This is a genomic window from Desulfovibrio sp. (assembly GCF_041907885.1).
In the GTDB taxonomy this organism is placed as follows: Bacteria; Desulfobacterota; Desulfovibrionia; order Desulfovibrionales; family Desulfovibrionaceae; genus Desulfovibrio.
In genome coordinates this window covers 174458-199237 of sequence record NZ_JAYRGM010000003.1, presented here as the reverse complement: position 1 = coordinate 199237, position 24780 = coordinate 174458, and the positions used below count along the sequence as shown (strand labels likewise).

The window sequence follows — 24780 nt, the reverse complement described above, 5'->3', positions numbered from 1 at the left end:
GTTAGGCGCCCTAGGGGCGGGCCTTATGACAAGTGGTGCAGTCTGTGTTCTTAGGACGACCCACGTTCATACCCTGGTGGCAACCCATGCACTGCAAGTGATAGGCAGCCTTGAGGTTGGGACGGTTGGGATTCTTGGGGTCGATGTCCTTGGTGTGGCAGCTGCCGCACTTGGGAGGCGTGGCCGAAAGCGGGCTTCTGTGGTGGCAGGTAGCGCACAGAGTTTCGGGCTTGTTGTGGAAAGCCGCAGCCAGCTTGTCTCCCTTGATGCGTTCCATCAGCGAGGCGACGTGACGACGATGCGTGAAGTTGTTCGGCTCGTACTTGTCGGCCAGAGCGTCGATGGTCACCTTGAGGGGACCCTGCATGGCAGAAAGAGGCTGAACAGTCTTCTGCGACTGCACGGTTTCAGCAGCCAGAGCTTCGTTCTGGTCGGCGGGCAGCTTGCCCTTGATGCCGAGCTGCATCTGTTCCGGCGTCATGGAAGACGTAACATTGTGGCAGGTGGCGCACCATGCCTGGTCGCGCTTGGGAGTCACGATGGCGTGGCAGCCCGCGCATTCGCGCCGTTCCTTGGTTTGCTGTTCATGACAGCTCACGCAGCTCACAGGGGTATTACCCTTGGCGCGCTTGGCAATTTTGGTGGCGTGCATGGCGCGGTCAAGCGTCACGAAGTTTCCTTCCGCCTTGCCTTCAGTTGTGTGGCAAGTGCTACAGGCCACAGGGTCGCCGGTGTGGTGACATGTTTCGCAGTTGGCAATCTTTTTCTCATGGATGAGATGATTGAAAACCGAAGGTTTCATGGCCGCGCCCTTGGGATTGGGCTTGGCGCTTACCGGAAACATGACAATGGCCGACGGCGCGCCGCTGTCTGTCGGCTCCAAAGCTGCGGCCGTGGCCGATCCAGCTCCGAGCGCCGTCAGACACGCCGCGCCCGCCAGGGCCAGAGCCGCCAGCAAAAGCAGTGATGTGCCGTTCCTCATGTGCTTGTCCTTTTGCAATCAGACATTACCCCAACGCCCGCCGCATACATTGCAGCGGGTTCCTCCGTACCCCCGATCCCTGCGGGGGCGAACACGCAGATATCGAAACGGTATCCCAGGCTGCAAGACACGTCAAGGAGGGGCCGCCGTTGTAATTGCTTCTTATGCCTTGGAAACAGTGAGCTTGGGATATTTTTCGCTAAAAAAGGAACAGGGCTGATTGTGTGCGCAGTTTGTGGAAAAAACAGGATTTTTGCCCCAAAAAGGTCCTTTTGCCCCTTGCCGGGAATTTGGGGCTAGGGGCAAACCACCTTTGAAACGAGGCTATTTGCAGCGGCAAAAGCCGATAAATGCTTGTGTGTCACTGCGATAGCCGCCTCAAGACCCTCTGCGCCAGAAAAACCGTAAATGACGGTGAGCAAAGGCCGGGGGGCTGCGTTTGCGGGCGTGTTTGCAACAATCATGGCACGTTGCGAATCGCTGCACGGGCAGCCAAAAGGCCCTGCATCGTCGGCAAGCAGGGGCATGCGGTTGAGGTCAAGCGCATCCTTGCCGATGCCCGCATAGCTTTCGCCCTCGCGGCCCAGCCGCAGTACAAGGTTGCCTTGCAGGCAGGCCAGATCATATGTGCCGAGCGAAAATCCCGTTTCAAGAGAAACAAGGTTGTTGGCGTCCACGGCTGTATTGATGTGGTAGAGCTCCTTGCCCTGCCGCAGGCGGCGGTAAAGGGCCTCGGATGAAATGCGCACCCGGCCAGGGTCGCGCCCGAATGCCTTGAAAGCCCGCCGCGAGGGGCCGATCTGGGGCAGGGCTGCCAGCTCGGTGGTCTCCAGAAGCTGCGCCAGCCGGGGTTGGGTGTGGCTGGCAAAATACTGCCAGAGCTGCGGCGCGTGGGGCAGAACAGGGGCAGACCAGAAAACGCAGCCAAGGGCCGTGGCGGGCCAGATGGCAGCAAGATCGGGGTCGATACTGACGGAGGGCAAAAGGCTTTCCACTGGGGCTCCTGCGCGGTCTTCGGGCCGCAGACGGCTTAGGGCTGGCGCACGCTCTGCCAGAAGCGTTGCGCGGCTTCCACAACCGCAAGGGGTTTGTCGGGGGGCAGCCACACGGCCTCTGGCCGTGCGCGAAACCAGGTGAGCTGCCGCTTGGCATAGGCCCGGGTGTTGTGCAGCCATTGCTGGCGGCAATCGTGCAGCGAAAGGCGGCCCTGCAAGTGGGCCAGGGCCTCGGCGCAGCCAATGCCCGACCAGCCGGGAGCGGCGGGGTCGGCATAGAGGCGCATGGCGGCGCGGGCCTCATCCAGTGCGCCGTGCTCAAGCATGAGGTCGAGGCGGCGGGCCAGCCGGGGTTCCAGCCATTCCAGCGTGGCATTGAGTGTGAGCAGCGGGCCCGCGCAGGGCGGGGTGCTCATGGAATTGCTGTGCCACCAGGTAAAGGGCCGCCCCGTGCTCTGGCAGACCTCAAGCGCCCGGATGATGCGCTGGCGGTCATTGGGATGGATTTTTGCGGCATAGGCAGGGTCGCAGGCGCGCAATTCGGCATGCAGGCGGGGCGCGCCCTCGGCCTCGACGCGGGCGGTAAGCTGTGCGGTAAGCTGCTGGTCAACGGGCGGAATCTGGGCCATGCCACGCAGCAGGGCCTGAAAATACAGCCCCGTGCCGCCCACCAGCAGGGGCGTTTTGCCACGCGCCAGAATGTCGCGCACCTGGTTTGTGGCGGCCTCTGCCCAGCGCCCGGCGCTGATCTTGTTTTCTGTGGGCAAAAATCCGTACAGGTGGTGCGGGCAACAGGCGCGTTCTTCGGGCGAGGGCTGGGCCGTGATCAGCGGAAAGTCGGCGTAAACCTGCCGCGAATCGGCGTTGACCACCTCGCCGTCAAGCACTCTGGCCATGGCAAGCGCCGCTGCCGTTTTGCCCGAGCCTGTAGGCCCGGCAAGGCAGATGACCGGCAGCGGCGCAGAAGTCGTTTCAGACATGATCACTTGACGCGGAAGCCGCCAAAAGGCGGTGCAAGGCAGGGCGTACCCTGGCGCACTTCGCCCTTGTGGTACTTGTCCATAAGGGCCGTGCGCACATTTTCGGGCACAAGGCCCTTGATGTCCGCGCCGTGGCTGGCGGCAGCCTTGACGATGGTGGAACTGATGAACAGCCACTGGTAGTCGGTCATCAAAAAAACCGTCTGAATGTGCCGCTGCAACCTGCGGTTCATGAGCGCAAGCTGGAACTCGTATTCAAAGTCCGAGGCGGCGCGCAGACCGCGCAGCAGGGCACAGGCCCCGCGCTGGGCGGCGTATTCCACAGTAAGGCCCGAAAAAGGCTCAACAATGGCGCGGGGTTCGTCTCTCAGCGCCTCGCGGGCCATTTCCACCCGTTCTTCATGGCTGAACAGGGGAAACTTGGGCGTGCTGTCGGCCACGGCCACAACAATTTTGTCAAATACTTCGCAACCACGCCGTATAAGGCTCAAATGCCCGTTGGTCAGTGGATCGAAAGTGCCGGGGTAGAGTGCTATTCTCATGGCAGTGTCCAGATGCATATGCGTGTCTGACCGAACAGGCGTTCGGCCTCTAGTGTCCATTCGGGGGGCAGGGTGAACCGCGCGTCTTTTTCAATTTCTGCCGTCACAAAGGCCCCCGGTGCAAGCCAGCGCCGTGTGGCCAGCAGCCTCAGCGTGGGGTCGGCCAGGTTTTTGCGGTAGGGCGGATCCATAAAAACAAGTGAATACGGTTCCGCCGGGGGCGTTTTGAGCACGCGCAGCACGTCTTCGCTGACGAGGCGGGCTTCGTCCTGCACTTCCAGTGCCGCAATGTTGGCCTTGAGACAGCGCACGGCCTGCGGGGCCATTTCTACCAGCAGGGCGTGCTGCGCCCCCCGGCTGATGGCCTCAAAGGCAAGGCTGCCGGTGCCGGCAAACAGGTCTAGAACCCGTGCGCTGTGCCAGTCGATACCGCGAGCGGTGAGCATGGAAAAAAGCGCCTCGCGCGTTTTGCCCATGGCGGGGCGGTAGCCCTCGCCCTCTGCGGATTTCAGGTTGCGTCCGCCAAGACGCCCGGAAATGATGCGCATAGTTTCCTACATGCGAGAAAGCAGGCGGGTGAGGGCGTAGTCCATTTTTTCCATCGCCTCCTGCAACTCTGTTTGTTCCACCCAGGGGCGGTGTTCAACATCGGCCATCTTGTCCTTGAACATGCCCCACTTGCGTTCCACCTCGCTGGTAAGAAACGACCAGTTGACGCGGGGGTGGGCCTGGGTTTCGTGCTGCACGGTTTCGGTGAGCTGCGGCCCTTCAAGCACCATTTCTTCAAGATAGGTGGCAATGAGGGGACGCTTGCCGTACCTCTGCTCGATAAGCCCGGCCAGGGTGGTTTGGGCTTTTGTTTCGCCGTGGGTCAGCACCACCTGCGCACCGTTGCCCGTAAGGGGTTTGACCCACTCAAGCAGCTGGCTTTGGCCCGCATGGCCGGAAAATCCGTTGATGGTGAAAATGCGGGCGGAAACTTCGATATCTTCGCCAAAAAGAGTGATTTTTTTGGCTTTTTCCACCAGTTTTCGGCCCGGCGTGCCCACGCCCTGATAGCCCACAAAAACAATGCTTGCGCCGGGTTTCCAGATGTTATGGCGCAGATGGTGGCGCACACGGCCAGCGTTGCACATGCCGCTGGCCGAAATGACAATGGCAGGCCCCTTGTAATCGTTGATGGCCTGCGATTCGGCGGCAGAAAGCGTGTAACGCAGATTGGGCAGCGAAAATGGGTCGTCGCCGCCGTTGAGCATCTTGAGCGCCTCGTCGTCAAAAAGCTCTCGGTTGCGCTCAAAAACCTCGGTGGCGCGGATAGCCAGGGGGCTGTCCACAAATACGGGCATGTCTGCGGGCAGCTTGCCCTGCTTGGCAATCATGTGCAGGCAGTAGAGCACCTCTTGTGTGCGCTCCACGGCAAAGGCGGGAATGATGACCTTTTCACCCTTGCCGTAGCTGTAGGCAATGGCCTCGCCCAGTTCGTCCACGCTGAGGTTTTCGTCCTTGTGGTCACGGTCGCCGTAGGTGGATTCCATGAACACATAGTCGGCCTTGGGCGGTGTTTCGGGGCTGCGCACGATAAGCGACTGCGGGCGGCCAATGTCGCCCGAAAAGATCAGGCTGGTGGTCTTGCCGTCTTCGTCCGCCTCAAGGCGCAGCGAGCCGGAACCCAGAATATGCCCCGCGTCAAAGTATGTCACGCGGATGCCGGGGGCGGGCTCGAAAGTTTTGTGGTAATCAACGGTCTGAAAGAGCGCCACGGCTTTTTGTGCGTCTTCTACCGTGTACAGGGCCGTGGGAGGATTTTTGATGCCCCGGCGCTGGTATTTGCGGGCTTCCCACAGGGCTTCCATTTCCTGAATGTGGGCGCTGTCCTGCAACATGAGGTCGAGCAGCTCGCTGGTGGCCTTGGTGCAGAATATGGGGCCGCCAAAGCCCTCTTTGACGATCTTGGGCAGCAGGCCAGAGTGGTCGATGTGGGCGTGCGTAACAAGAATGAAATCAATGGCGGGGGCCTTGTAGAGCTCTGTTTCGCGGTTGCGGGCTTCAATGGCCTTGTTGCCCTGATGCATGCCGCAATCAATGCAGAATCGCTTGCCCGCTGCTTCAACCATATAGCAAGAACCAGTCACGGTTTGCGCCGCGCCCAGAAATTGTACTTTCATCTGATCCTCCGGTGAGGGTTGGCGGCCAGCAGGGCCGCATGCTTCTTGCCCGGCTGTGTTACAGAACGGAAAAGACGCAAGAAGACTTTTTTTCATAGCCGCAAGCGCGGGCCAGCGTCAAGCAAGGGCTCGGCGGCGTGGCCTGCGCATTGCCTTTGCCCGTAGCCCCACATATACTGAAACTTGGGGCCACGCCGCGCGCGTTGCGCAACGGGCCTTCCCCCATACTTCAGGAACAAGGAGCATTCATGCCTGAAATGCAACAGAACATGATTGACGATCTCGCTTCCGTCACAACCGAATCCTGGCGCACCTTCCGCATCATGGCCGAAATGGTTGAAGCGCTCGATTCACTCAACGCGCTCAAGGTCAAGTGCATATCCCTGTTTGGTACTGCCCGGTGCAAACCGGATTCTGTCGAATATAAAGACGCAGAAAAAATTGCGCGCCTGCTGGTAGAAGCCGGTTTTGGCGTTATCAGCGGCGGCGGCCCAGGTATTATGGAGGCCGCCAACAAGGGCGCGTATGGGGCTGGCGGCGTTTCCGTCGGTCTGCACATACAGCTGCCGCACGAGCAGGGGTGCAATAAATATGTAAAAACCCGCTGCAACTTCCGCTATTTTTTCATCCGCAAGTTTATGTTTGTCAAATACGCCATGGCCTATGTGGTCATGCCCGGTGGCATGGGAACTATTGACGAACTTTCCGAGGCCTTTGTGCTGGCGCAGACAGGCCGCACGCGGCCCTTCCCCATCATTCTGTACGACTCCAGCTACTGGAGCGGCCTGCTTGAATGGATGCGTAAAACCATGGCAGCCAGAGGCTTTATAAAAGAAGCCGAAATCGACAAGCTCATTACGGTGTGCGACACGCCCGAAGAAGTGGTCAACCATCTGTGCAAGGTCATAGTTATTTAGCCGCTGGCGCAAATACCGGCAGCGTTGCCGCGCGGGCCTTTTCTCCCGCTGGGCCGCTTACGCCGCCCCCGCCGGGGCATTCCTGGCAGGGGCTCATGCGCATGGCCCTGGAAGAGGCCCGCGCCAGCGGCGCGGCGGGGGAGGTTCCTGTGGGCGCGGTGGTGGTTGGCCCCGATGGCCGCATTCTCGCCTGCTGCGGCAATGCCCCCGTGCGCGGCAACGACCCCACCGCCCATGCCGAGGTGCTGGCCCTGCGCGCGGCGGGTGCGGCCCTTGGCAACTACCGGCTCAACGGGTGCGTGCTTGTGGTTACGCTTGAGCCCTGCGCCATGTGCGCCGCAGCCCTTATCCATGCGCGGGTAGCCGGGCTTGTGTACGGCGCGGCAGATGCCCTGGCCGGCGCGGTAGTTTCGCGCGCAGAATATTTTGATGCCCAGTGTGCCAATCATCGGGTGTGGCACATGGGCGGCGTGCTGGCCGAGCCGTGCGCGGCCCTGCTGCACGATTTTTTTGCCCAAAGGCGGGATTAGCAGGCCCGTTGCGGCAACAGCCCTCCCAACAGTCACATACAGCCACAGGACAGATATGCTTGAACTTACGGTATTTCTGAGCGGCGCGCTGGTTATGGTTCTTGAAATGGTCGGCGCACGGGTGCTTGCCCCGCATGTGGGAACCTCTGCCGTGGTGTGGACAAGCCTTATCGGCGTGGTGCTGGCCTGTCTGGCCGTGGGGGCCTGGGCCGGGGGGCGGCTGGCGGATAAAAATCTTTCACGCCGGGGGCTGGCCTTTGCCCTTGCCGGGGCAGGGCTTGGCAGCGGGCTTACCGCCTTTTGCCACGAGGCCATCGGCCAGTGGGTAACTGCTGCCGTGGGCAACCTGTACGCGGCGGCGGTGCTGGCGGCTATGTGCATATTTGCCGTGCCCGCCTTTTTTTTCGGCATGATCACGCCCTACACCATACGCTTGCGCATCGAGAGCGTTGATTCCTCCGGGGCCACGGTGGGCAGGCTTTACGCTCTTTCTACTGCTGGCAGTATTGTGGGAACATTTCTGGGCGGTTTTATCCTTATTTCGTATTGGGGCAGCACCATCATTTTGTGGGGGGTAGCGGCCTGCATGCTGGGGCTTTCGCTCTGTCACGGCGGGGGCAGGCTGCCGCTGCGGGCAGCGTTGCTGGGCCTGTGCGTGTTTATGGCCGTTCTGGCGGCACAGTATGGGCGCTGGCAGGATGGCCGCGCCCTGAGCCATCTGGTCGAAAGCCCGTACAACAGCATACGCGTGTATGAAGGTGTGGACTGGGCGCAAAACGGCAGGGCCGTGCGGCTGATAGCCACCGATCCGGGATACAGCCAGTCGGGCATGTATCTGGATGCGCCTGATGAGCTGTATTTTCGTTACACCCAGTTTTACGCCCTGGGGCCGCATTTTGTGCCGGAGGCAAACCGGGTGCTCATGCTGGGCGGCGGCGGGTATTCCGTGCCCAAGTGGCTGCTTTCTGAAAAATCACCGCTGTCAAAACCCGCAGAAGCGCGTGTGACCGTTGTGGAGCTGGACCCGGCCATGACAGATACCGCGCGGCGCTGGTTTGGCTTGCGCGATGATGCGCGCCTGAGCGTGCGCCACGAGGATGCCAGGGCTTTTTTGAACCGGCAGCGCGACCAGTATGATCTGGTTTTTGTGGATGTGTTCAACTCCCACTACGCTGTTCCCTTCCAGATGGGCACACGCGAGGCTGCGGCGGCACTGCGCCGGGCCGTGGCCCCCGGCGGTGTCATGCTCATGAATGTGATTTCTGCGGTGGAAGGCCCGGATGGCCGCTTGTTTCAGGGTATTTTCAACGCACTTGAGCAGTCGTTTGCAGAGGTACAGGTTTATTGCGCTGGCGGGGAAACGCCAGACAAGCTGCAAAACCTTATGGTGGCGGCTTTTCCTGAGCGGCGGGGCGCAGCGGGTGTTGGCACTGCCCCGGCCGAGGCGGGCCCCGATGCGGCAGAAGGCGCAGTGAGCCTTTCTGCCATGCTTGCGAGCCGGTATACGGGCAAGCAGCCCTTCACAACCCCGGCCCTCACCGATGATTTTGCTCCCGTAGAGCGCTACACGCTGGTGCTGTTGCGGCAGTAGGGCATGCGGGCAGGGCTCTTGCAGCCCTCGGCGGAAAAGGCTATTTATTGAAAGGAAGCATGCGAGGAGGCCGCATATGGAACAAGGTGTAGTTCTCCCAATGGGTATTGACAGGTCTTTGTTGGGATCTTTGGGACGTAAAATGCTGGGGGGCAGCAGGTTGACCATATCTGAAAACCTCATGGCTCTTTCTGCGTCTGCATCTATTGCCGCCAATTTCTATGGCCCTGGGCCAGACACCATGGTTGTTAAGCCCATGGAGCTGCCAGAAAGCGTCAAGGGAATACTGGTCGAATTTGCAGGCTAGCCCGCATCGCCGTGCTGGATATTGCCCGTTGCTGCTGTAAAAAATGTGTTTTTGGGCCTTGGTTGCGTGCGTCTAATTTCGCCTATCTGGGGGGCTTTTTTGAACGAAACTATCGATGATCTTACAGTACAATTTGAAGAAAACGGCCAGGTCATTGTTAACGAGCTGGACAAAGTTGTGCTGAGTAAGGGCGCATGGACCACGATTCTTTTTCGCTACCAGCAGTGGCAGCCTGAAAAAGACACCTTTGGGCCAGACATGTATGTGATACGCCGTTACAAAAAGGCAGGGGGCGAGTACCGCCAGCAGTCAAAATTCAATATTTCCAGCGCCGATCAGGCCCGCAAGATTGTTGACGCGCTGAGTTCCTGGATCAACTAGATATTTTGGGCCGGGCTGTTGCAGCCTGTGATGTCAGAATATTTTGCCACAAGGCCGGTTGCTTGCAAAAGTGCCGGCTTTTTTTGCGTCTGTGGCCTGCCGCAGTGCTTGGTCGGCAATCGGCGGCAGGGCTGGGCGGGGCCTGGGCAGGGCCGATTAGGGGCATCTGCCATGTGCTGTGCTGGCTGTCATGGAAAAACTCATGCAAACGGCATTTGGGGGCTAGAAAAGTGGGAAGCGCCCTGGTTTGTCAGGGCGCTTCGCGCAGGAGGAGGGAAGGGGGAGCGCCGATGTGGCAGCACCGACGCGTGTGCAGCTGTGGCTGCGTGGGGCAAGGAGCGGCGTATTTTAGCGGCAGGACCGCTACCATTGCTTATGGGAAAACATACAGGTGGAGGCGTTAGTATTGCGTTAGGGTTTATCGGCAATGTGGAGTAGCGGGGCAGGCATCTGCCTGTTTGCGCCCGGTTCTTACTGCAAAAAAGTATTATGGTCGGTTTTGCGCATAATCGGGCAGCCGTATGCGTTCAATGCCAGTGCCGTGTTGCGGGTATTTCATATCCAAGGAATATAGTATTATCAATTTCTCTGCCGCACTGGATTGCAAAACAGCCCTTTTTGCAAAAACCACTGTGGGCCGTGGGGTTAATGCGCCAGGGAGGAGAGCACATTGTGGTTTTTTGCTTGAAATAAATAATATGTGTTGACAATAAAAATGCCCCAAACTATGTTCGGGCAATCACTGATTGGGTATAGTAAATTTTTTTGCAGAGGCTTTACATGGGTAAGGCTCCAATGCGGAAAGTCTACCTCCCGTTATCTCTGGAGTCTTTATGGCTACTTCTATCTACGTCGGCAATCTTCCCTGGTCCGCCACTCAGGAAGGCGTTGAATCCCTGTTCAGCCCCTACGGCGAAGTTCTTTCCGTGAAGCTCGTTTCCGACCGCGAAACCGGCCGCGCCCGTGGCTTTGGCTTTGTGGAAATGGAAGACGGCGATGCCATCAACGCCATTGCCGCTCTTGACGGCAAGGAATTTGAAGGCCGCGCCCTTCGCATCAACAAGGCTGAGCCCAAAAAGCCCGCCCCCCGTCGCTGGTAAGCCGACCAAATTCGTTTGTTCAAAAGGCCGCGAGAAATCGCGGCCTTTTTGCGTGCTGCGTCAGCAACGCGCCGAAAAACAGAAGCAGGCTGCGGCTTAGCCGCGCCGTGGATCGACAGTTTTTAATGTTTTTCATCCAGCGGCCAGGCCAGCAGCGCGAGCAGTGTGATGTACAGCAGGCATTGCCCTAGCATGTTTTCCATAACGTCCTCCTGCGGGCTTTAGGTTCTGCCCACAAAAACACGGTATGAAAAAGCGCATAAAATGGGTGTTAAACTTTGTGGCTGGATATAAAAACTGTATTAAATCTGCCGGGAAGGGCTGCCGGGAAGGGAGAGTCGCTTGACTTTGTTCAACTGATGTTGAATTGTCATTCAATGGAAACGAAAAAGGCTACAAAGATATTTGAGGCTCTCATGTCAGAGGAGCGGCTTGGCATCTTTAAACTGCTGGTCAAGCACGCGCCCGAAGGTCTGGTGGCCGGCGAACTTTCGCGGCTGACGGGCATTCCCAAGAGCAATCTGTCGTTTCATCTCAAGGCCATTGCCAGCAGCGGGCTGGTAAGCATGCAGCGCGAGGGGCGCAATACCCGTTACCGCGCAGGCATACCCCTGATGCTTGAGGTAATCGCCTATCTGACCGCCGAATGCTGCTCTGGCAGCCCGGATTATTGCAGGCAATGCCACACATGCCCAACAAGAGAGAGGCAAGCATGAACAGTCTTTTTTTGTGTACCGGTAATTCGTGCCGTTCCATCATTGCCGAGGCGCTGTTCCGATCCATGGCCCCGGCGGGGGCCTCCGCGCAGAGCGCTGGCAGCAAGCCTGCGGGCCATGTACACCCGCGCGCTTTGGCCGCGCTGGCCGAAGCGGGAATTTCTACCCAGGGGCTTGCGAGCAAATCGTGGGATACTCTGCCGCAAAAGCCCACGGTGGTCATAACCCTGTGCGCCAGTGCTGCGGGCGAGGCCTGCCCTGTGTATTTTGGCAATGTGGTGCGCAGTCACTGGGGCATGCCGGACCCGGCGGGCGTGCAGGGCGACGAGGCAACAATCCGGGCGGCTTTTGCCGAAACGCTGGCCGTGCTGCGCAGGCGCATAACAGCACTTGTGCAGCAGTTGGAGGCCAACCCGGCCATTGATGCAAAGACTTTGCAGGGTATTCTTGACGATATTGCCGTTCAATAAGGAGCGCAAATCATGTGTCAGTCACCATTGCAGCGGCTTTCGTTTCTCGACAGGTTCCTGACCCTGTGGATTTTTCTGGCCATGTTTGCGGGCGTGGGCCTTGGCTGGGCCATGCCGGGCGTGAAACATGTGATCAACTTTTTTCAGGTGGGCACGACCAATATTCCCATTGCCATTGGCCTGATACTCATGATGTATCCGCCGCTGGCAAAGGTGAAGTACGAGCAGCTTGGCCGGGTGTTTCGCAATAAAAAGGTACTGGTGCTTTCGCTGGTGCAAAACTGGGTGATCGGGCCTGTGCTCATGTTTTTGCTGGCCATTGCCTTTCTTTCTGGCAACAACAGCTACATGGTGGGCCTGATACTGATCGGCCTTGCCCGTTGTATCGCCATGGTTATTGTGTGGAACGACCTTGCCGGGGGCGACAGGGAGTATTGCGCGGGGCTGGTGGCCTTTAACGCCATATTTCAGGTGCTGTTTTTTTCCGTTTATGCCTATGCGTTCATTACGGTGCTGCCGGGCTGGCTTGGGCTGTCGGGTGCGGTGGTCGATGTGAGCATGGGGCAGATCGCAGAGAGCGTGTTCATCTATCTTGGCATACCCTTTATCGGGGGCGTTGTTTCCCGTATTTACGGTCTCAAGGTCAAGGGGCTGGACTGGTATGAAAATGTTTTTATTCCCCGTATCAGCTCCTGGACGCTGCGGGCCCTGCTGTTCACCATTGTTGTAATGTTCTCGCTCAAGGGTGAGTACATAGTACAGCTGCCCATGGATGTGGTGAAGGTGGCCATTCCCCTGCTGATATATTTTCTTATCATGTTTCTGTTTTCGTTCTACCTTTCGTGGCGGGCAGGGGCGAACTACGAGCAGTCGGCCACATTGTCGTTTACTGCGGCCTCCAATAATTTTGAGCTGGCCATCGCCGTGGCCATTGCCGTGTTTGGTCTCAATTCGGGCGAGGCCTTTGTGGCTGTTATTGGCCCGTTGGTAGAAGTGCCGGTGCTGATCGCTCTTGTGAATGTGGCCCTGTATATTCGCCGCAAGTATTTTGACGGGCGCGAAGCGGCCTGAAGCGCAGTCAGGGGGAGTAAACTGAAAATTGGCGATGGCAGAGCATTGCGCTTGTTTGCAAATGAAGAGGCCGTCCATTTTGGGCGGCCTTCGTTATGCAGGACAATCAGCTGTGGTCATGGTTTGGTGCTCTTGGGCAGGCTGAAAATAATGGTAATACCCTTGGGGAGAGGCTCTGGCGGCGGAAGCCGTACACCGCTTCTCTGGGTTCGCACGATGGCATTCAGGGCAGAGTTGTCAAAATACCTGTTTCCAGAACTTTTTATGAGCTTGTATGATACAATTTCTCCGTCTGGAGAAATATCAATATCTACTGTGCAAGCCATAGGCTCATCCAGCGGTGATGAAAATGCCCAATACTGGCGTACAGCCTCCCTAAAACGATGAATATAATCTTCCATTGGCGACATTTTTTTTATTTCTGCAATGGAAGCTGATTTTTTGGGTGCAGATATTGCGGGAGGCGTAGAATTGCCTGCGCACGAACACATGAATATTAGAGTTAAATAAATGAGAAATAATAGTTTGTTGCAATTAGATGTGCGCATTTGGATTTTTCCATAAACCAGGCTTGCAAAGGTGTTTGCGGCAAGAGAACACAAATTTTTTTCTTGGAAAATAGCGACCTCTTCTGCTTTTTTCGATTGCCCTCATCAATATCATATCATAGTGGGTTACTCAGTATCGTCCTGACATCCCATGAAAATAATTCTAGCCATGCAGTCCTTGCAGCGCAAGTGTGTGTGCAAATAAAATACCAAGTAAGTAGGTATTAAATGATATGCATCCATTTTTGTTGACATAAGTGGTGCAGTCGGCACGCACCTATGGTAGTAATCAAAAGATACTGTCTTGCTATGTTATCAGCCCGCCATGGCAGTGGCTGCGCGTAGTGGGGAAACCTTTTGATGGCACACTGCTATAGACTGGGGTTAATTGCATGAAAAAATTGCTTATTCTTGGTGCTGGCGCTGGCGGAACCATGATCGCCACGAAGATGAGAAAGCTCTTGAGCGAAAGAGAATGGGAAATAACGATTATTGATCGTGACCCTGTCCACCACTATCAGCCCGGTTGGCTTCTGGTTCCTTTCGGCGTGGATACCCCGCAGGGCTGCGTTCGCCCCAAAAAGGATTTTATCAGCCGTGGTGTCAACTTTGTGCTTGATACGATTACCGCAGTTGATCCTGTGCAGCGCAAGGTTGTGTGCAAAAACAGCACGCACACCTACGACTGGATTGTTGTTGCCTCTGGCGCACGCATCGCGCCCGACGAAGTGCCCGGCCTGCTGGACGACTGGGGCGGTAAAATTCACAATTTCTACACGCACGATGGTGCAGCGGCCCTGTATGGCAAGATGAAGAATTTCAAAAAGGGCAGACTGGTGCTGCACATTTGCGAAACTCCCATCAAGTGCCCGGTTGCGCCTTTGGAATTTGTGTATATGGCCGACTGGTATCTGCAAAAAATGGGCGTGCGCGACAACGTGGAGATTGAACTTGTCACGCCCCTCACCGGCGCATTTACCAAACCCGTGGCCAACAATATTCTTGGTGCGCTTTGCGAGAAAAAGGGCATCAAGGTTACTACAAACTGGACCGTGGACAGCGTTGAAGCCGACCGCGCCGTGATCAGCTCTGTAACGGGCGACGAAATTCCCTATGACCTGCTGGTGTCGATTCCTCCGAACCTTGGGCAGGAATTTCTTATCGAATCAGATGTTTCTGACGTGACCGGTTTTATCGACACAGACAAGGAACTGCTGAAGTCGAAAAAGTTTGAAAACATGTACATTATCGGCGACGCAACGAACGTTCCGGCTTCAAAAGCCGGCTCGGTCGCGCACTTTGAAGCCGACGTGATCGCCCAGAACCTGCTGTCAGACATTGAAGGCACCGACAACTATTACAGGTTTGACGGGCATACAAACTGCTTTATCGTTACGGGTTTTGAAAAGGCCTCACTGATCGACTTCAGCTATGCTGTCGAACCCCTGCCGGGCATGTTCCCGCTGCCTGGTGTCGGCCCCTTCGAACTGCTGGGCGAAAGCCACATCAACTACTGGGGCAAACTCATGTTCAAATGGGTGTACTACAACCTTATGCTCAAGGGTCACGAGCTTCCGTTTGAGCCCAATATGTATCTTGCAGGCAAAGACACCTCCTTGCTGAGAAGCAAGTAGGCCGGAGGCAGCATATGACACCTGAAGATAAAATTCTTGAGCGGCTTGAGGCTATTGAAGACAGGCTCAGCGATCTTCAAGCGAGCAAAGAAAACAGCCGCATGCTCATCGAACAGCTGACGCCCATTGGCAACCATGCCTTTCGTCTTGCCATTGAAGAAATGGAAACGCTCAATGGCCGGGTTACCCTCGACGACATTCTGGACCTGTGCAGAAAAGGCCTGCTGACCGTTCCCAAGATCACATGGCTGCTCGATCAGCTGGAAAACGCCACCGACCTGTGGCAGATACTGCACCCCGCCGTTGCGCCGACGTTTCCGCACATTATTGAAAAAATGGGCGAGTGGGAAAGGGACGGCGTGTTTGCAAAAATGTCTGCTGTCAAAAACGCTGGCGGAACCATGCTGGGCTCCATGAGCCCAGAGGACATTGCAAAAACTGGTGAAGGCCTGGCCTTTTTGATCAGCCAGTTGCAGCGCCTTGCCGACCCCGACCTGCAAGCCAGGATCACAAAATTGATCGGCATGCTGGGCGAGATCGACACTGCCAACGTGAAGCCCACGGGCGTTTTTGGCCTTGTGGGAGCCCTTGGCAGCGCCGAAGGCAAACAGACCCTGGGCCTGCTTGCCGAACTGATCAAGGTGGCTGGAAAGTACGCGGGGCAGAACGCGGGTAACTAACCGCTAGCCTTTCATAAACACGCCAGACATGAGCGTGGGGTTACAAACGCAAAGCCCGCCGAAGTTGTGCAACTTCGGCGGGCTTTGTCTGAGCAATTCTTGGTGGCCCCACAAGCAACTGTCTTGATGTTCATATAAGTGAGACAAAATAGTTTGACGCTCATTTTTTATAATTTTTGATCATCAAACTATTTTGCTTTGCACAGAAGAGCATCAAAAGGCTTGCTTTCCTTCCGCCAAGTTAAGAATTTCGGGGAAACAGTAAGTTGCAGCACGTCTTCCACTGGCGGGGCTAAGAACTTTCAGAATGTTGTTTTCTGCCAGAATATTCAAAATGCGGCGTGCCGTAGTTGACCTTACCCCACTGCGTACACCACTTGTAATTTATTGGTTTCCAAGGAAAATCTTTTTTCTTTGCCCTGAAAGCGATATTTGAGCCACCACCACTTGCGCCCGCTGGAGGCAACTTTAAGGCACAGGCCTCCTCCGTCTAAGAAATTGGCGGTCTTAGAGGTCGGTTTTATGGCGCGGATTGCGGTGTCGGTGAGGGGCATGGGGGCAATACCTCCAGGGCGTCTTGCTGTTGCCCCTAAAGTTGCCCCCAAAATTGAGGCTGTCAACGAACCTAGATGGACCTAAAAGAAGCGTAGTTTGCCACAAAACGCAAAGCCCGCCGAAGTTGTGCAACTTCGGCGGGCTTTGTCTGAGCAATTCTTGGTGGGCCCACCAGGACTTGAACCTGGGACGGGCCGGTTATGAGCCGGAGGCTCTACCAACTGAGCTATAGGCCCCAAGGAGGGGAAATATAGCTGCAAGGCTGGTTTTGGTCAAGTGTGTGTGGTGGGTGGCTTTTGGTGTGCAGTATTGGCACATCGCAGACCCGCCGCTGCTACATGGCGTTGCCCGCTTCCAGCAGGGATATCTGATCGTCCATGGCCTTTTTCAGCGGGGCGGGCAGGCCCATGATGTCCACATTCAAAAAGCCCCGCACAATGGTGGCGGCGGCTTCGTCTTCATCCAGACCGCGCGCCATGAGGTATTCAATTTCCTCTTGCGCGATCTTGCCCACGGCTGCCTCGTGCGAAAGCTCCACGCCGTCCTGGTTGCTGTCGAGCTCCGGAATGGCGTGCATGCGTCCACCGCCGAGAATAAGCCCCTTGCATTCAAGGTGGCCCTTGGCGGGCGCGGCAGAAGCGCCGATAAAGCCCCGGTTGATGACCGTGCCGCCGGTGGTGACCACGCGCGAGATGATTTCGCCGCGCGTTTCGGGGGCAGCAAGATCAATGCGGTTGCCGCAGTCCACATACGAGCCGGTGGGGGCCACGATAACCGAGTTGAAGCGGGCCACGGCTCCTGCACCGGCCAGGGTCATGGTGGGGTACATTTGCAGGTCGCCCACGGGCTTGAGCAGGATGTAGTTGTTCTGAAACTCGCCCCCGGCTTCAACAATACCGGCAGAGCGGGGCCGCACCGTTGTGCTGTCGCCCCAGTTGTGGATCATGGTAAAGGTGAGCTTGCCCCCTTTTTCCACATAATATTCTGTTACGCCCAGATGAGCGGCATCGTTGGCATTGTGGGCGGTGGCGCAGCCGCCGAGAATGTGCAGCTCTGCGCCTTCTTCAACCACCACAATGTTGTGGATGCTCTGGCCCGCGCCATGCCCCTTGATAAACATGCACGACTGCACGGGCTGGGCGATTTTTACGCCCTTGCGCGCCCGCACAAAGTAGCCGCCGTTGCAGTGCTCTTGTGCCATGCGCGTGAATTCGTCCTTTTCGGGATTCAGCAGCTTCCAGAAATACTGGGGCAGGCCGTCGAATTTTTTCAGCGCGGTGCGGATGTCCATGAGGTCGAGGCCCTCGTGGCGCGTTTCGCAGTGTACGCCAGCGTGGTTGAGCTGCATGAACGCGCCGCTCGACGAATTGTCGTTCACGTCGATGCCCGCCAGCACCAGGCGTTCCTGATCCTCGCGGGGCAGGGCGGCAAGGTTTTCGATGGGCGCGGCGTTTTCGCCGCCGTTAAACTGAAAGCGGGAGAGATTTACAGAGCTCATTTAAGGGGCGCCTCCGCAATTTTGCCAAGCATGTCGCCGGTAAGGCAGCGCAGACATTCCTGATAGCCGTGGGTGGCAATGTGGTCGAGAATTTCACGGGGCCGCGCCTCGCAGCACAGTTTGCCCTGATACATGACCTGCCCCCGGTGGGCGTTGACGTATTCAAGAATATGGCCGGTGTGGGTGATGATAAGACCGCTGGTGGAGCGCACCTTTTCGCGCTGCGCCAGCGTGGCGCAACATCGTTCGGGCATGCCGTCGAGCAGAAAACGCACGGTTTTGCCCACAAGTGCCATATTTTCAAGATCCACGCCCGATTCCGGCTCGTCAAAGAGCAGCAGGTCGGGCTTTTGGGCCATGAGTTGCAGCAGTTCGGAGCGCTTGATCTCGCCGCCAGAAAAGCCCGCGTTCACATCGCGATCAAGAAAATGGTCAAAATGTACCTTGCGGGCCATGCCCTTAACATCCAGCTCGCGGCCACGCCCGCACAGTTCCACCAGCTTGCCCGTGGGCAGGCCGTGGATGGTGGGCGGGCGCTGAAACGACATGCCGATGCCAAGACGCGCGCGCTCGTACATGGGCGCGTTGGTGATGTCCGTACCCTTGTAGATGATCTGGCCCTGTGTGACCTCGTACCCCGCAAAGCCCATGAGGGTCATGAGCAGGGTAGTTTTGCCGGAGCCGTTGGGGCCAAAGAGAATGAATGTTTCGCCAGGGCGAACATGCAGGTCAATGCCCTTGAGCACGGGCGTACCCTTGACCGAAACATGCAGATCACGGATATCAAGCATCTTCTTCTCCGGTTTCGCCCAGATACTCCAGCACGTCGTAATGCACATGATCCAGAAGGTGGGTCAGTTTGGAAACGCATTCTTCGCCCACGGCGCTGCCAAGCAGCGTAACAATGAAGGCCGCGCGTTTGGAATTGACCAGCGCCTGATAGCCGGGATCGGCGGAATACGGAATGGCCTGGATGGAGTCGCTGAACTCCTGAAGCTTGGCCTCGTCGAGATATTTGATGGGCTGGGGTTCGTTGTCGAGGTAGGCTATGCCGTCCCGCAGTTCCAGCATGATCGGTTTGCCACGCAGATAAGCGATGCACACTTCCATGGTAATCCCCTTGGTTTTGTGATGCCGCATAGTGGCAAACTTGCCCCAAGCTGTCCAGAGATGCGGTACAATCTGTTGCGTACCTAAAACAGCGCCTTATGGGTAACAATGGGCTGTTGGGCCGCAATTTGCGGATGTTTTGGGGCATTTTTGCCCCTGTGCGGCAGTTGCGCAAAAAATAACAGGTGCGTCTGCCCTGCGCAAAAAAAGGCAGCGGTGATGGTTCCGCTGCCTTGGGGCTTTGTTCTGCCATGGCTTGTGGGGGGTGAATGGCTCAGGCCAGCCCAAACCTCAACCCCGCATAGCCCACCACGCGGTGCGTGTCGCCCGATGCCGTGGCCGAGGTATCGTACATGCACAGCTCTGCCCACGGTTCGCCCAGCGCATGGGCGGCAAACAGTGCCAGCGCCATGGGGGCCGCGCCGCACATGGTAATTTTGTGCCGTTCCACCACGGCAAGCAGGCCCTCCGGGTCGCAGGCCAAAGCCTGCGAAAGGCCCAGGGCGTCCTTGTGCATGGTGGATTCCTGGTTGTCAAAGTGGTTCATGTCAGAGCTTACGATAATGCCCACCCTGTCCCCCAGTTTTTCGCACTGGCGCACGGCGTCTGCCAGGGCCAGCCCGGCCTGGAGCAGGGTTTTGTGGTGCGTGGTTCCCACGCATACGGGCGTTATGCTGCGCGTGGCCCCCTCCTTGCCCTGCTGCGGCGGCAGGCATTGCAAAAAGGGCAGCAGCACTTCAATGGAGTGCTCGTCGAGGTGTGACTGCATGTCGGGCACATAGCCGCCCTTATCGCACAGGGCGGCGGCCATGGCCACATCCACATTCATGCCGCCCAGCGGTGTACGCCACATGCCCTGGGGCCAAACCCCAAGGGGAGCCCCCCTGCCAGTATGGTTGGGGCAGAGGATCACGAGCCTTTCGGGCAGGCTGGCCCCGGCGGAAGTTCCGTTCCAGGGGCTTGCCAGCGTTGCGCCCAGCACCTTGCCGCAGTAGGCATAGCCCGCGTGCGGCAGCATGAGGCCGCACAGCCGGGCAGAAGGATTGTGGCTGGGATCAAGGGGCGCGGTTGCAGAATAGCTTTTGCCAGCCGCAAGAAGTGACCTCACTTCCGCTTGCAGCGCGTCGGGCGCGGCAGGATAAAAGCGCCCGGCAACGACAGGCATACGTTCGGGCATGGGTACTCCCTGCGGGTGTGTCAGTTCAGCCCACCCAGCAAAGCATAATGGGTTTCCATGTACTCCTGAAGCCCCTCACGGCTGCCCTCGCGGCCAATGCCGCTGAATTTCACGCCGCCAAAGGGTGTTTCTGCCGCAGCAAGGCCCGCATCGTTAAAGCCCGCCATGCCGTACTGAAGCTTGTTGAAAAGCCGCCATGTGCGGGGCATGTCGCGCGTACACACGTAGGAGGCAAGGCCAAATTCCGTGCGGTTGGCAAGTTCCACGGCCTGATCTTCGGTAGCAAAGGGCATGATGGCGGCCACGGGGCCAAATATCTCCTCGCGGAAAATGCGCATCTCTGGTGTAAGGCCCAGCAGCAGGGTGGGTTCGTAAAAATTGCCGCCCAGGCTGTGGGGCTTGCCGCCAATCAGCAGTTGCGCGCCCTTGGCCACCGCGTCCTTGACCATGGCATCGGTATGGGCCACGGCATCTGCATTGATGAGCGGGCCCATGTCCGTTTCCGGCTTGAGGCCGTCGCCCACGCGCAGGGCCGTGATGTGGTCGAGCAGATTGGTGGTGAATGCCTCCACCACGCTGTTCTGCACCAGAAAACGGTTGGCGCAGATACAGGTTTGCCCGGCATTGCGGAATTTGCAGCCCATGGCCATGGTTACGGCCTTGTCCATGTCGGCATCGTCAAATACCAGGAAGGGGGCGTTGCCGCCCAGCTCCATGGAAAGGCGCTTGAGCGTTGCGCCGCACTGGGTTGCCAGTTGCAGACCCACGGCAGTGGAGCCGGTAAAGCTCAGCTTGCGCACCAGAGGGTTGGACGTGATTTCGTTGCCAATGCGGCTTGCGCTGCCGGTAACAACGTTGAACACGCCAGCGGGTATGCCCACCCGCATGGCCAGTTCGGCCATGGCCAGTGCGCTGTAGGGCGTGGCGCTGGCGGGCTTGACCACCATGGTGCAGCCTGCTGCAAGGGCGGGGGCCACCTTGCGCGGAATCATGGACATGGGGAAGTTCCACGGCGTAATGGCCGCAGCAACGCCCACGGGGGCATGGCGGGTAATGGCCTGCACCCCGTGCCGGTACACGGGGGTGACGTCGCCGCTGTAGCGGCGGGCTTCCTCCGCAAACCAGGGAAAGTACGAGGCTCCCTGCATGATCTCTGCCCTGGCTTCTGCCAGGGGTTTGCCTTCCTCAAGGGTGAGCAGGCGGGCCAGGTCTTCAATATTGTCGGCAATGGCGCGTTCCCAGGCGTGCAGCAGCGCGCCGCGTTCCATGGGCGTGCGTGCGCTCCAGGTGGCAAAGGCGGCCTGGGCTGCCGCGATGGCCTCGCGGGTTTCGGCCTCGCCGCAGTTGGGCACTGTGCCAAGCAGCTTGCCGTTGGCGGGGTTGACCACCTCGATAACGCCTTTGTCTGCCGCATCGCGCCAGCGCCCGTTGATGAGGCACTGGGTGCGGAACAGATCCTGATCGTGCAGAATACGGTACATAACAACTCCTGGTCATGAACCCCGCAGGGCCTAGAACAGCTGCTGGCCGTCAATCCAGTGGTGCTTGACCCTGCCGCGCAGGGTCTGGCCGAGAAATGGCGTGTTGCAGCTTTTGGAGTAAAGGGTTTCCCGGCTGGGAATCCACGTTTCATCGGGGTCAAAGAGGAAGAAATCTGCCGGGTCGCCGGGGGCAAAACCGTTGCGCGGCAGATTGAATATTTCTGCCGGGCGGTGGCTCCACAGGCGGTGCATGTCAGCCTCGGTAAGCACGCCTTCGGCCACCAGCCCCCAGGTGAGGCTCAGGGCAAGATCCAGCCCGGTAAAGCCGCACATGGCATCGTCGAGCGTGCCTTCCTTTTCGTGGTCGGCGTGGGGGGCGTGGTCTGTGGCGAGAATGTCAATGATGCCGTCCTTGACGGCGCGGCGCAGGGCTTCGCGGTCGGCTGCCGTGCGCAGGGGCGGGCTTACCTTGGCCTGGGTGTTGTAGCCCTCAAGGGCGGTTTCATCCAGCAGCAGATAGTGGGGGCAGGTTTCGGCTGTTACCTTGATGCCGCGCGCCTTGCCCCAGGCAATGCAGTCTACGGTGAGCGCAGCGGAAACGTGGGCGATATGCACGGGAATACCAAGGTATTCGGCCAGCATGATGTCGCGCATGGCCTGATTGGCCTCACCGGCGGCGGGCTGTCCCTTTACGCCAAGCAAACCGCTGGTCACGCCCTCGTGCATGCGCCAGCCCTTTGCCAGGTGCGGGTCTTCGCAGTGGTCGATGAGCACAAGGCCAAGGTCGGCCCCGTATTCCATGATGCGGCGCACAAGCTCGGCATTCTCCAGCGGGCGGCCATCGTTGGATATGGCCACGCAGCCAGCTTCCTTGAGCTCTGCGAGGGGGGCCATTTCTTCGCCCTTGAGGCCCACGGTGGCGGCGGCTATGGGGCACAGGCGCGGCCCTTGCGGGTGGCTCTTGCGGGCGCTCTCAAGCATGGCCCGCGTGATGCTGGCCGTGTCGTTGACGGGCCTGGTGTTGGCCATGCACATGATATTGCCAAAGCCGCCGCGTGCCGCAGCCTCAAGGCCAGAGGCGATGTCTTCCTTGTATTCAAAGCCGGGTTCGCGCAGATGCACGTGGGCATCGGTGCAGCTGGGCATGAGCATAAGGCCCTGCGCGTCAAAAACGGCGCGGCTGTCGTAGCTGTGATGGCCTGCGGGGGTCATGGTGACAATCTTGCCGTGCCGCACAAGCAGGTCAACGGGGGCATCAAGGTGGCGGGTGTTCTTAATCAAAAGGCTCATGCGCGTACTCCGTCATTGCGTGTGGCCAGCAGATAGAGCACGGCCATGCGCGTGGCGACACCGGCGGCCACCTGGTTGAGCACCAGGCTGGCGGGGGCGTCTGCTATTTCATTGGAAATTTCAAGCCCACGGTTCATAGGGCCGGGGTGCAGTACCTTGGCTTCGGGCGCGGCCAGGGCCATCTGGCGTGTGCCAAGGCAGAAACGGCGCGAATATTCGGCCAGGTCGGGCAGCAGGCCCGCCTGCTGGCGCTCAAGCTGCAAGCGCAGGCACATGACACCGTCCACATCGCGCACGGCCTTGTCCAGATCGGTATAAATCTCTACAGGCCAGTGGTCTACCCCGGCGGGCAGCAGGGTGCGCGGCGCGCACAGGCGAATCTTGACCCCAAGCATGGTGAGCAGATGCATGTTTGAGCGGGCCACACGGCTGTGGGCAATGTCGCCCAGAATAAGCAGGGTGCGTCCTTCAAAGCGGTTTTCCCATGCCTGCCGCAGGCTGTAGCAGTCGAGCAGGGCCTGGGTGGGGTGGGCGTGCCAGCCATCGCCGCCGTTGACAATGCCGCAGGGCAGCAGCTCTGCAAGAAAGCGCGCCGCGCCGCTGCTGGGGTGGCGGATGACAATCACATCCGGCCCCATGGCCTGCAAGGTGAGCCCCGTATCCTTGAGGGTCTCGCCCTTGTTGAGGCTTGAGCCGGACTTGGCCAGCGAATAGGTGTCGGCAGAAAGCCGCTTGCCCGCCACGTCAAAGGATGTCTTGGTGCGGGTGCTGTTTTCTACAAAAAACAGCACCACTGTCTTGCCCTTGAGCGTGGGCACCTTCTTGACGGGGCGGCTGTTGATTTCCTGAAAGCTGGCGGCCAGATCCAGCAGGTGCATGGTGTCCTGCGCACTCAGCTGCGTGACATCCAGCAGGTCTTTGTGGGGCCAGTGGTAGCGATTGTCGGTATTCATGACGGTACGTGGTAAAAAGGTAAAAAAAATCCCCGTTGCCATACAACGGGGAAAATTGGAAACACGCCTGCAAATGCAAAAAAAATTAGGAAGGCCGGGGGCGCTATGCTTGCCCTGCCATAGAAAACTGCGCATGCGGGCGTTGTACTTCATAAGTACAAAATGTAGGCGCGCTTTGGCGCTTTGTAAAGCAAAAAGTCGGTTGACGCTTGCAGGGGCATTGTCTAGTTGTAGGGCGAGCTGTGCTGTGTTTTTGTGGCTTTTCACCGCGCGGCCCCAAGCAGAATCAGTGAGGAGAAATACATGCTTTTGTCTCTTGTAGCCTATATTTGTTGCGGCGCTGTGGCCGGTGTGCTTGCCGGGCTTTTGGGAGTTGGCGGCGGTATTGTTCTGGTTCCCATGATGGTGGCCATCTTTCCCACCGTGGGTGTGCCTGCCATCTATGTGCAGCAGATGGCGCTGGGCACGTCGCTTGCAAGCATCATGATAACTTCCATTTCCAGCGCCCGCGCCCACAACGCGCGCGGAGCCGTACACTGGGATATTTTTAAGGCCATCACCCCCGGCATTCTGCTGGGTACGTTTTTTGGCGGGCTTGTGGCCACCCACATGCCCACCATGTTTCTGAAAATTTTCTTCATCTGTTTTATACTTGTGGTGTCTGCGCAGATGCTCTCCAACTACCGGCCCCCGGCCAGCCGCGACCTGCCCGGCAAGATGGGAACCGCAGGCGTGGGCGGCATTATCGGCCTGATTTCGAGTTTTGTGGGTATTGGCGGCGGTACGCTTTCCGTGCCCTTCATGACCTTTTGCAACGTGCCCCTGCACCATGCCGTGGGAACCTCGGCAGCCATTGGTTTTCCCATTGCCGTTGCGGGCACGCTGGGCTTTGTTGTGGGCGGCTGGGGCAGGCCCGATCTGCCCGCCATGTCGCTGGGTTTTGTGAACCTGTGGGCCCTGGTGGGCATTGCCACGGCCAGCTTTATCACGGCGCCCCTAGGAGCAAAGCTTTCGCATTCGCTGCCAGCCGCCAAGCTCAAAAAAGGTTTTGCCTGTTTTTTGATCCTTGTGGCCTTGAAGATGATCTGGGGCCTGTTGTAGCATAGA

Annotated in this window: 27 protein-coding genes and 1 tRNA gene; 12 read left to right on the top strand and 16 right to left on the bottom strand. The window is 58.2% G+C overall.

Annotation, left to right across the window (positions count from 1 at the left end):
* Positions 1-10 precede the first annotated feature (10 nt).
* The 6 genes from ACE3NW_RS03580 to ACE3NW_RS03555 form a co-directional block, all read right to left on the bottom strand.
* On the bottom strand, positions 11-982 hold the full coding sequence (locus tag ACE3NW_RS03580) for a nine-heme cytochrome c (RefSeq protein ID WP_374280436.1): 972 nt from the start codon (positions 980-982) through the stop codon (positions 11-13).
* A 296-nt stretch (positions 983-1278) separates the two neighbouring features.
* Positions 1279-1977 (bottom strand): B3/4 domain-containing protein, encoded by a 699-nt coding sequence (locus ACE3NW_RS03575; RefSeq protein WP_374280434.1) that lies wholly within the window; start codon positions 1975-1977, stop codon positions 1279-1281.
* Between the two features lie 35 nt (positions 1978-2012).
* Positions 2013-2957, bottom strand: a complete 945-nt coding sequence (miaA, locus tag ACE3NW_RS03570) for a tRNA (adenosine(37)-N6)-dimethylallyltransferase MiaA (RefSeq protein ID WP_374280431.1) — start codon at positions 2955-2957, stop codon at positions 2013-2015.
* 2 nt (positions 2958-2959) lie between these two features.
* Entirely contained in the window at positions 2960-3517 is a 558-nt protein-coding gene (gene coaD / locus ACE3NW_RS03565; protein ID WP_374280429.1) for a pantetheine-phosphate adenylyltransferase, read from the bottom strand.
* Positions 3496-4047 (bottom strand): 16S rRNA (guanine(966)-N(2))-methyltransferase RsmD, encoded by a 552-nt coding sequence (gene rsmD / locus ACE3NW_RS03560; protein ID WP_374280427.1) that lies wholly within the window; start codon positions 4045-4047, stop codon positions 3496-3498. Before rsmD ends, coaD begins: the two co-directional genes overlap by 22 nt.
* 6 nt (positions 4048-4053) lie before the next feature.
* Entirely contained in the window at positions 4054-5664 is a 1611-nt protein-coding gene (locus tag ACE3NW_RS03555; protein WP_374280425.1) for an MBL fold metallo-hydrolase RNA specificity domain-containing protein, read from the bottom strand.
* Positions 5665-5912: 248 nt separating this feature from the next.
* On the opposite strand from ACE3NW_RS03555, the gene ACE3NW_RS03550 reads away from it, so the two are divergent.
* The 9 genes from ACE3NW_RS03550 (at position 5913) to arsB (ending at position 12747) form a co-directional block, all read left to right on the top strand.
* Positions 5913-6581 (top strand): TIGR00730 family Rossman fold protein, encoded by a 669-nt coding sequence (locus ACE3NW_RS03550; protein ID WP_374280423.1) that lies wholly within the window; start codon positions 5913-5915, stop codon positions 6579-6581.
* Entirely contained in the window at positions 6560-7111 is a 552-nt protein-coding gene (locus ACE3NW_RS03545) for a nucleoside deaminase (RefSeq protein ID WP_374280421.1), read from the top strand. Before ACE3NW_RS03550 ends, ACE3NW_RS03545 begins: the two co-directional genes overlap by 22 nt.
* Positions 7112-7166: 55 nt before the next feature.
* The gene (locus ACE3NW_RS03540; protein WP_374280419.1) at positions 7167-8702 is read left to right on the top strand and encodes a fused MFS/spermidine synthase; all 1536 of its coding nucleotides are present in this window, start codon (positions 7167-7169) and stop codon (positions 8700-8702) included.
* Positions 8703-8883: 181 nt separating this feature from the next.
* Positions 8884-9009 (top strand): hypothetical protein, encoded by a 126-nt coding sequence (locus ACE3NW_RS03535; RefSeq protein ID WP_374280417.1) that lies wholly within the window; start codon positions 8884-8886, stop codon positions 9007-9009.
* Positions 9010-9108: 99 nt separating this feature from the next.
* Complete coding sequence (locus ACE3NW_RS03530; RefSeq protein ID WP_374280415.1) at positions 9109-9390, top strand: hypothetical protein; 282 nt, start codon at positions 9109-9111, stop codon at positions 9388-9390.
* Positions 9391-10223: 833 nt separating this feature from the next.
* On the top strand, positions 10224-10490 hold the full coding sequence (locus ACE3NW_RS03525; RefSeq protein WP_374280413.1) for an RNA recognition motif domain-containing protein: 267 nt from the start codon (positions 10224-10226) through the stop codon (positions 10488-10490).
* Positions 10491-10906: 416 nt separating this feature from the next.
* Positions 10907-11206, top strand: coding sequence for an ArsR/SmtB family transcription factor (locus tag ACE3NW_RS03520; protein ID WP_374280411.1), 300 nt, complete (start codon positions 10907-10909; stop codon positions 11204-11206).
* A complete protein-coding gene (locus ACE3NW_RS03515; protein WP_374280409.1) occupies positions 11203-11676 on the top strand; it encodes an arsenate reductase ArsC in 474 nt (157 codons plus the stop codon). The genes ACE3NW_RS03520 and ACE3NW_RS03515 overlap by 4 nt, the downstream gene beginning before the upstream one ends.
* Positions 11677-11688: 12 nt before the next feature.
* Complete coding sequence (gene arsB / locus ACE3NW_RS03510) at positions 11689-12747, top strand: ACR3 family arsenite efflux transporter (protein ID WP_374280407.1); 1059 nt, start codon at positions 11689-11691, stop codon at positions 12745-12747.
* A 116-nt stretch (positions 12748-12863) separates the two neighbouring features.
* Here arsB and ACE3NW_RS03505 read toward each other — a convergent pair whose 3' ends face one another.
* Positions 12864-13295, bottom strand: a complete 432-nt coding sequence (locus tag ACE3NW_RS03505; RefSeq protein WP_374280404.1) for an energy transducer TonB — start codon at positions 13293-13295, stop codon at positions 12864-12866.
* A 392-nt stretch (positions 13296-13687) separates the two neighbouring features.
* Here ACE3NW_RS03505 and ACE3NW_RS03500 point away from each other — a divergent pair, with 392 nt between their 5' ends.
* Complete coding sequence (locus tag ACE3NW_RS03500; RefSeq protein WP_374280402.1) at positions 13688-14929, top strand: NAD(P)/FAD-dependent oxidoreductase; 1242 nt, start codon at positions 13688-13690, stop codon at positions 14927-14929.
* A 14-nt stretch (positions 14930-14943) separates the two neighbouring features.
* Positions 14944-15609 (top strand): DUF1641 domain-containing protein, encoded by a 666-nt coding sequence (locus ACE3NW_RS03495; RefSeq protein WP_374280400.1) that lies wholly within the window; start codon positions 14944-14946, stop codon positions 15607-15609.
* A gap of 356 nt (positions 15610-15965) precedes the next feature.
* On the opposite strand, the gene ACE3NW_RS03490 is transcribed toward ACE3NW_RS03495, so the two are convergent.
* From ACE3NW_RS03490 to ACE3NW_RS03450, 9 genes are all read right to left on the bottom strand, one after another.
* A complete protein-coding gene (locus tag ACE3NW_RS03490) occupies positions 15966-16163 on the bottom strand; it encodes an Arm DNA-binding domain-containing protein (protein WP_374280398.1) in 198 nt (65 codons plus the stop codon).
* 161 nt (positions 16164-16324) lie between these two features.
* Positions 16325-16400, bottom strand: a tRNA-Ile gene (locus ACE3NW_RS03485).
* Positions 16401-16498: 98 nt separating this feature from the next.
* Complete coding sequence (locus ACE3NW_RS03480; protein WP_374280396.1) at positions 16499-17662, bottom strand: SufD family Fe-S cluster assembly protein; 1164 nt, start codon at positions 17660-17662, stop codon at positions 16499-16501.
* Positions 17659-18453 (bottom strand): ABC transporter ATP-binding protein, encoded by a 795-nt coding sequence (locus ACE3NW_RS03475; RefSeq protein WP_374280394.1) that lies wholly within the window; start codon positions 18451-18453, stop codon positions 17659-17661. Before ACE3NW_RS03475 ends, ACE3NW_RS03480 begins: the two co-directional genes overlap by 4 nt.
* Positions 18446-18772, bottom strand: a complete 327-nt coding sequence (locus ACE3NW_RS03470; protein ID WP_374280392.1) for a hypothetical protein — start codon at positions 18770-18772, stop codon at positions 18446-18448. Before ACE3NW_RS03470 ends, ACE3NW_RS03475 begins: the two co-directional genes overlap by 8 nt.
* Positions 18773-19046: 274 nt before the next feature.
* Positions 19047-19949 carry an AmmeMemoRadiSam system protein B gene (amrB, locus tag ACE3NW_RS03465; RefSeq protein WP_374280390.1) on the bottom strand — a complete coding sequence of 301 codons (903 nt, stop codon included), beginning with the start codon at positions 19947-19949 and terminating at the stop codon, positions 19047-19049.
* Between the two features lie 20 nt (positions 19950-19969).
* Positions 19970-21430, bottom strand: a complete 1461-nt coding sequence (locus ACE3NW_RS03460) for an NAD-dependent succinate-semialdehyde dehydrogenase (RefSeq protein WP_374280388.1) — start codon at positions 21428-21430, stop codon at positions 19970-19972.
* 30 nt (positions 21431-21460) lie between these two features.
* Positions 21461-22720, bottom strand: coding sequence for a dihydroorotase (locus tag ACE3NW_RS03455; RefSeq protein WP_374280386.1), 1260 nt, complete (start codon positions 22718-22720; stop codon positions 21461-21463).
* Entirely contained in the window at positions 22717-23673 is a 957-nt protein-coding gene (locus ACE3NW_RS03450; RefSeq protein WP_374280384.1) for an aspartate carbamoyltransferase catalytic subunit, read from the bottom strand. Before ACE3NW_RS03450 ends, ACE3NW_RS03455 begins: the two co-directional genes overlap by 4 nt.
* 303 nt (positions 23674-23976) lie before the next feature.
* Here ACE3NW_RS03450 and ACE3NW_RS03445 point away from each other — a divergent pair, with 303 nt between their 5' ends.
* Positions 23977-24774, top strand: coding sequence for a sulfite exporter TauE/SafE family protein (locus ACE3NW_RS03445; RefSeq protein WP_374280382.1), 798 nt, complete (start codon positions 23977-23979; stop codon positions 24772-24774).
* Positions 24775-24780 lie beyond the last annotated feature (6 nt).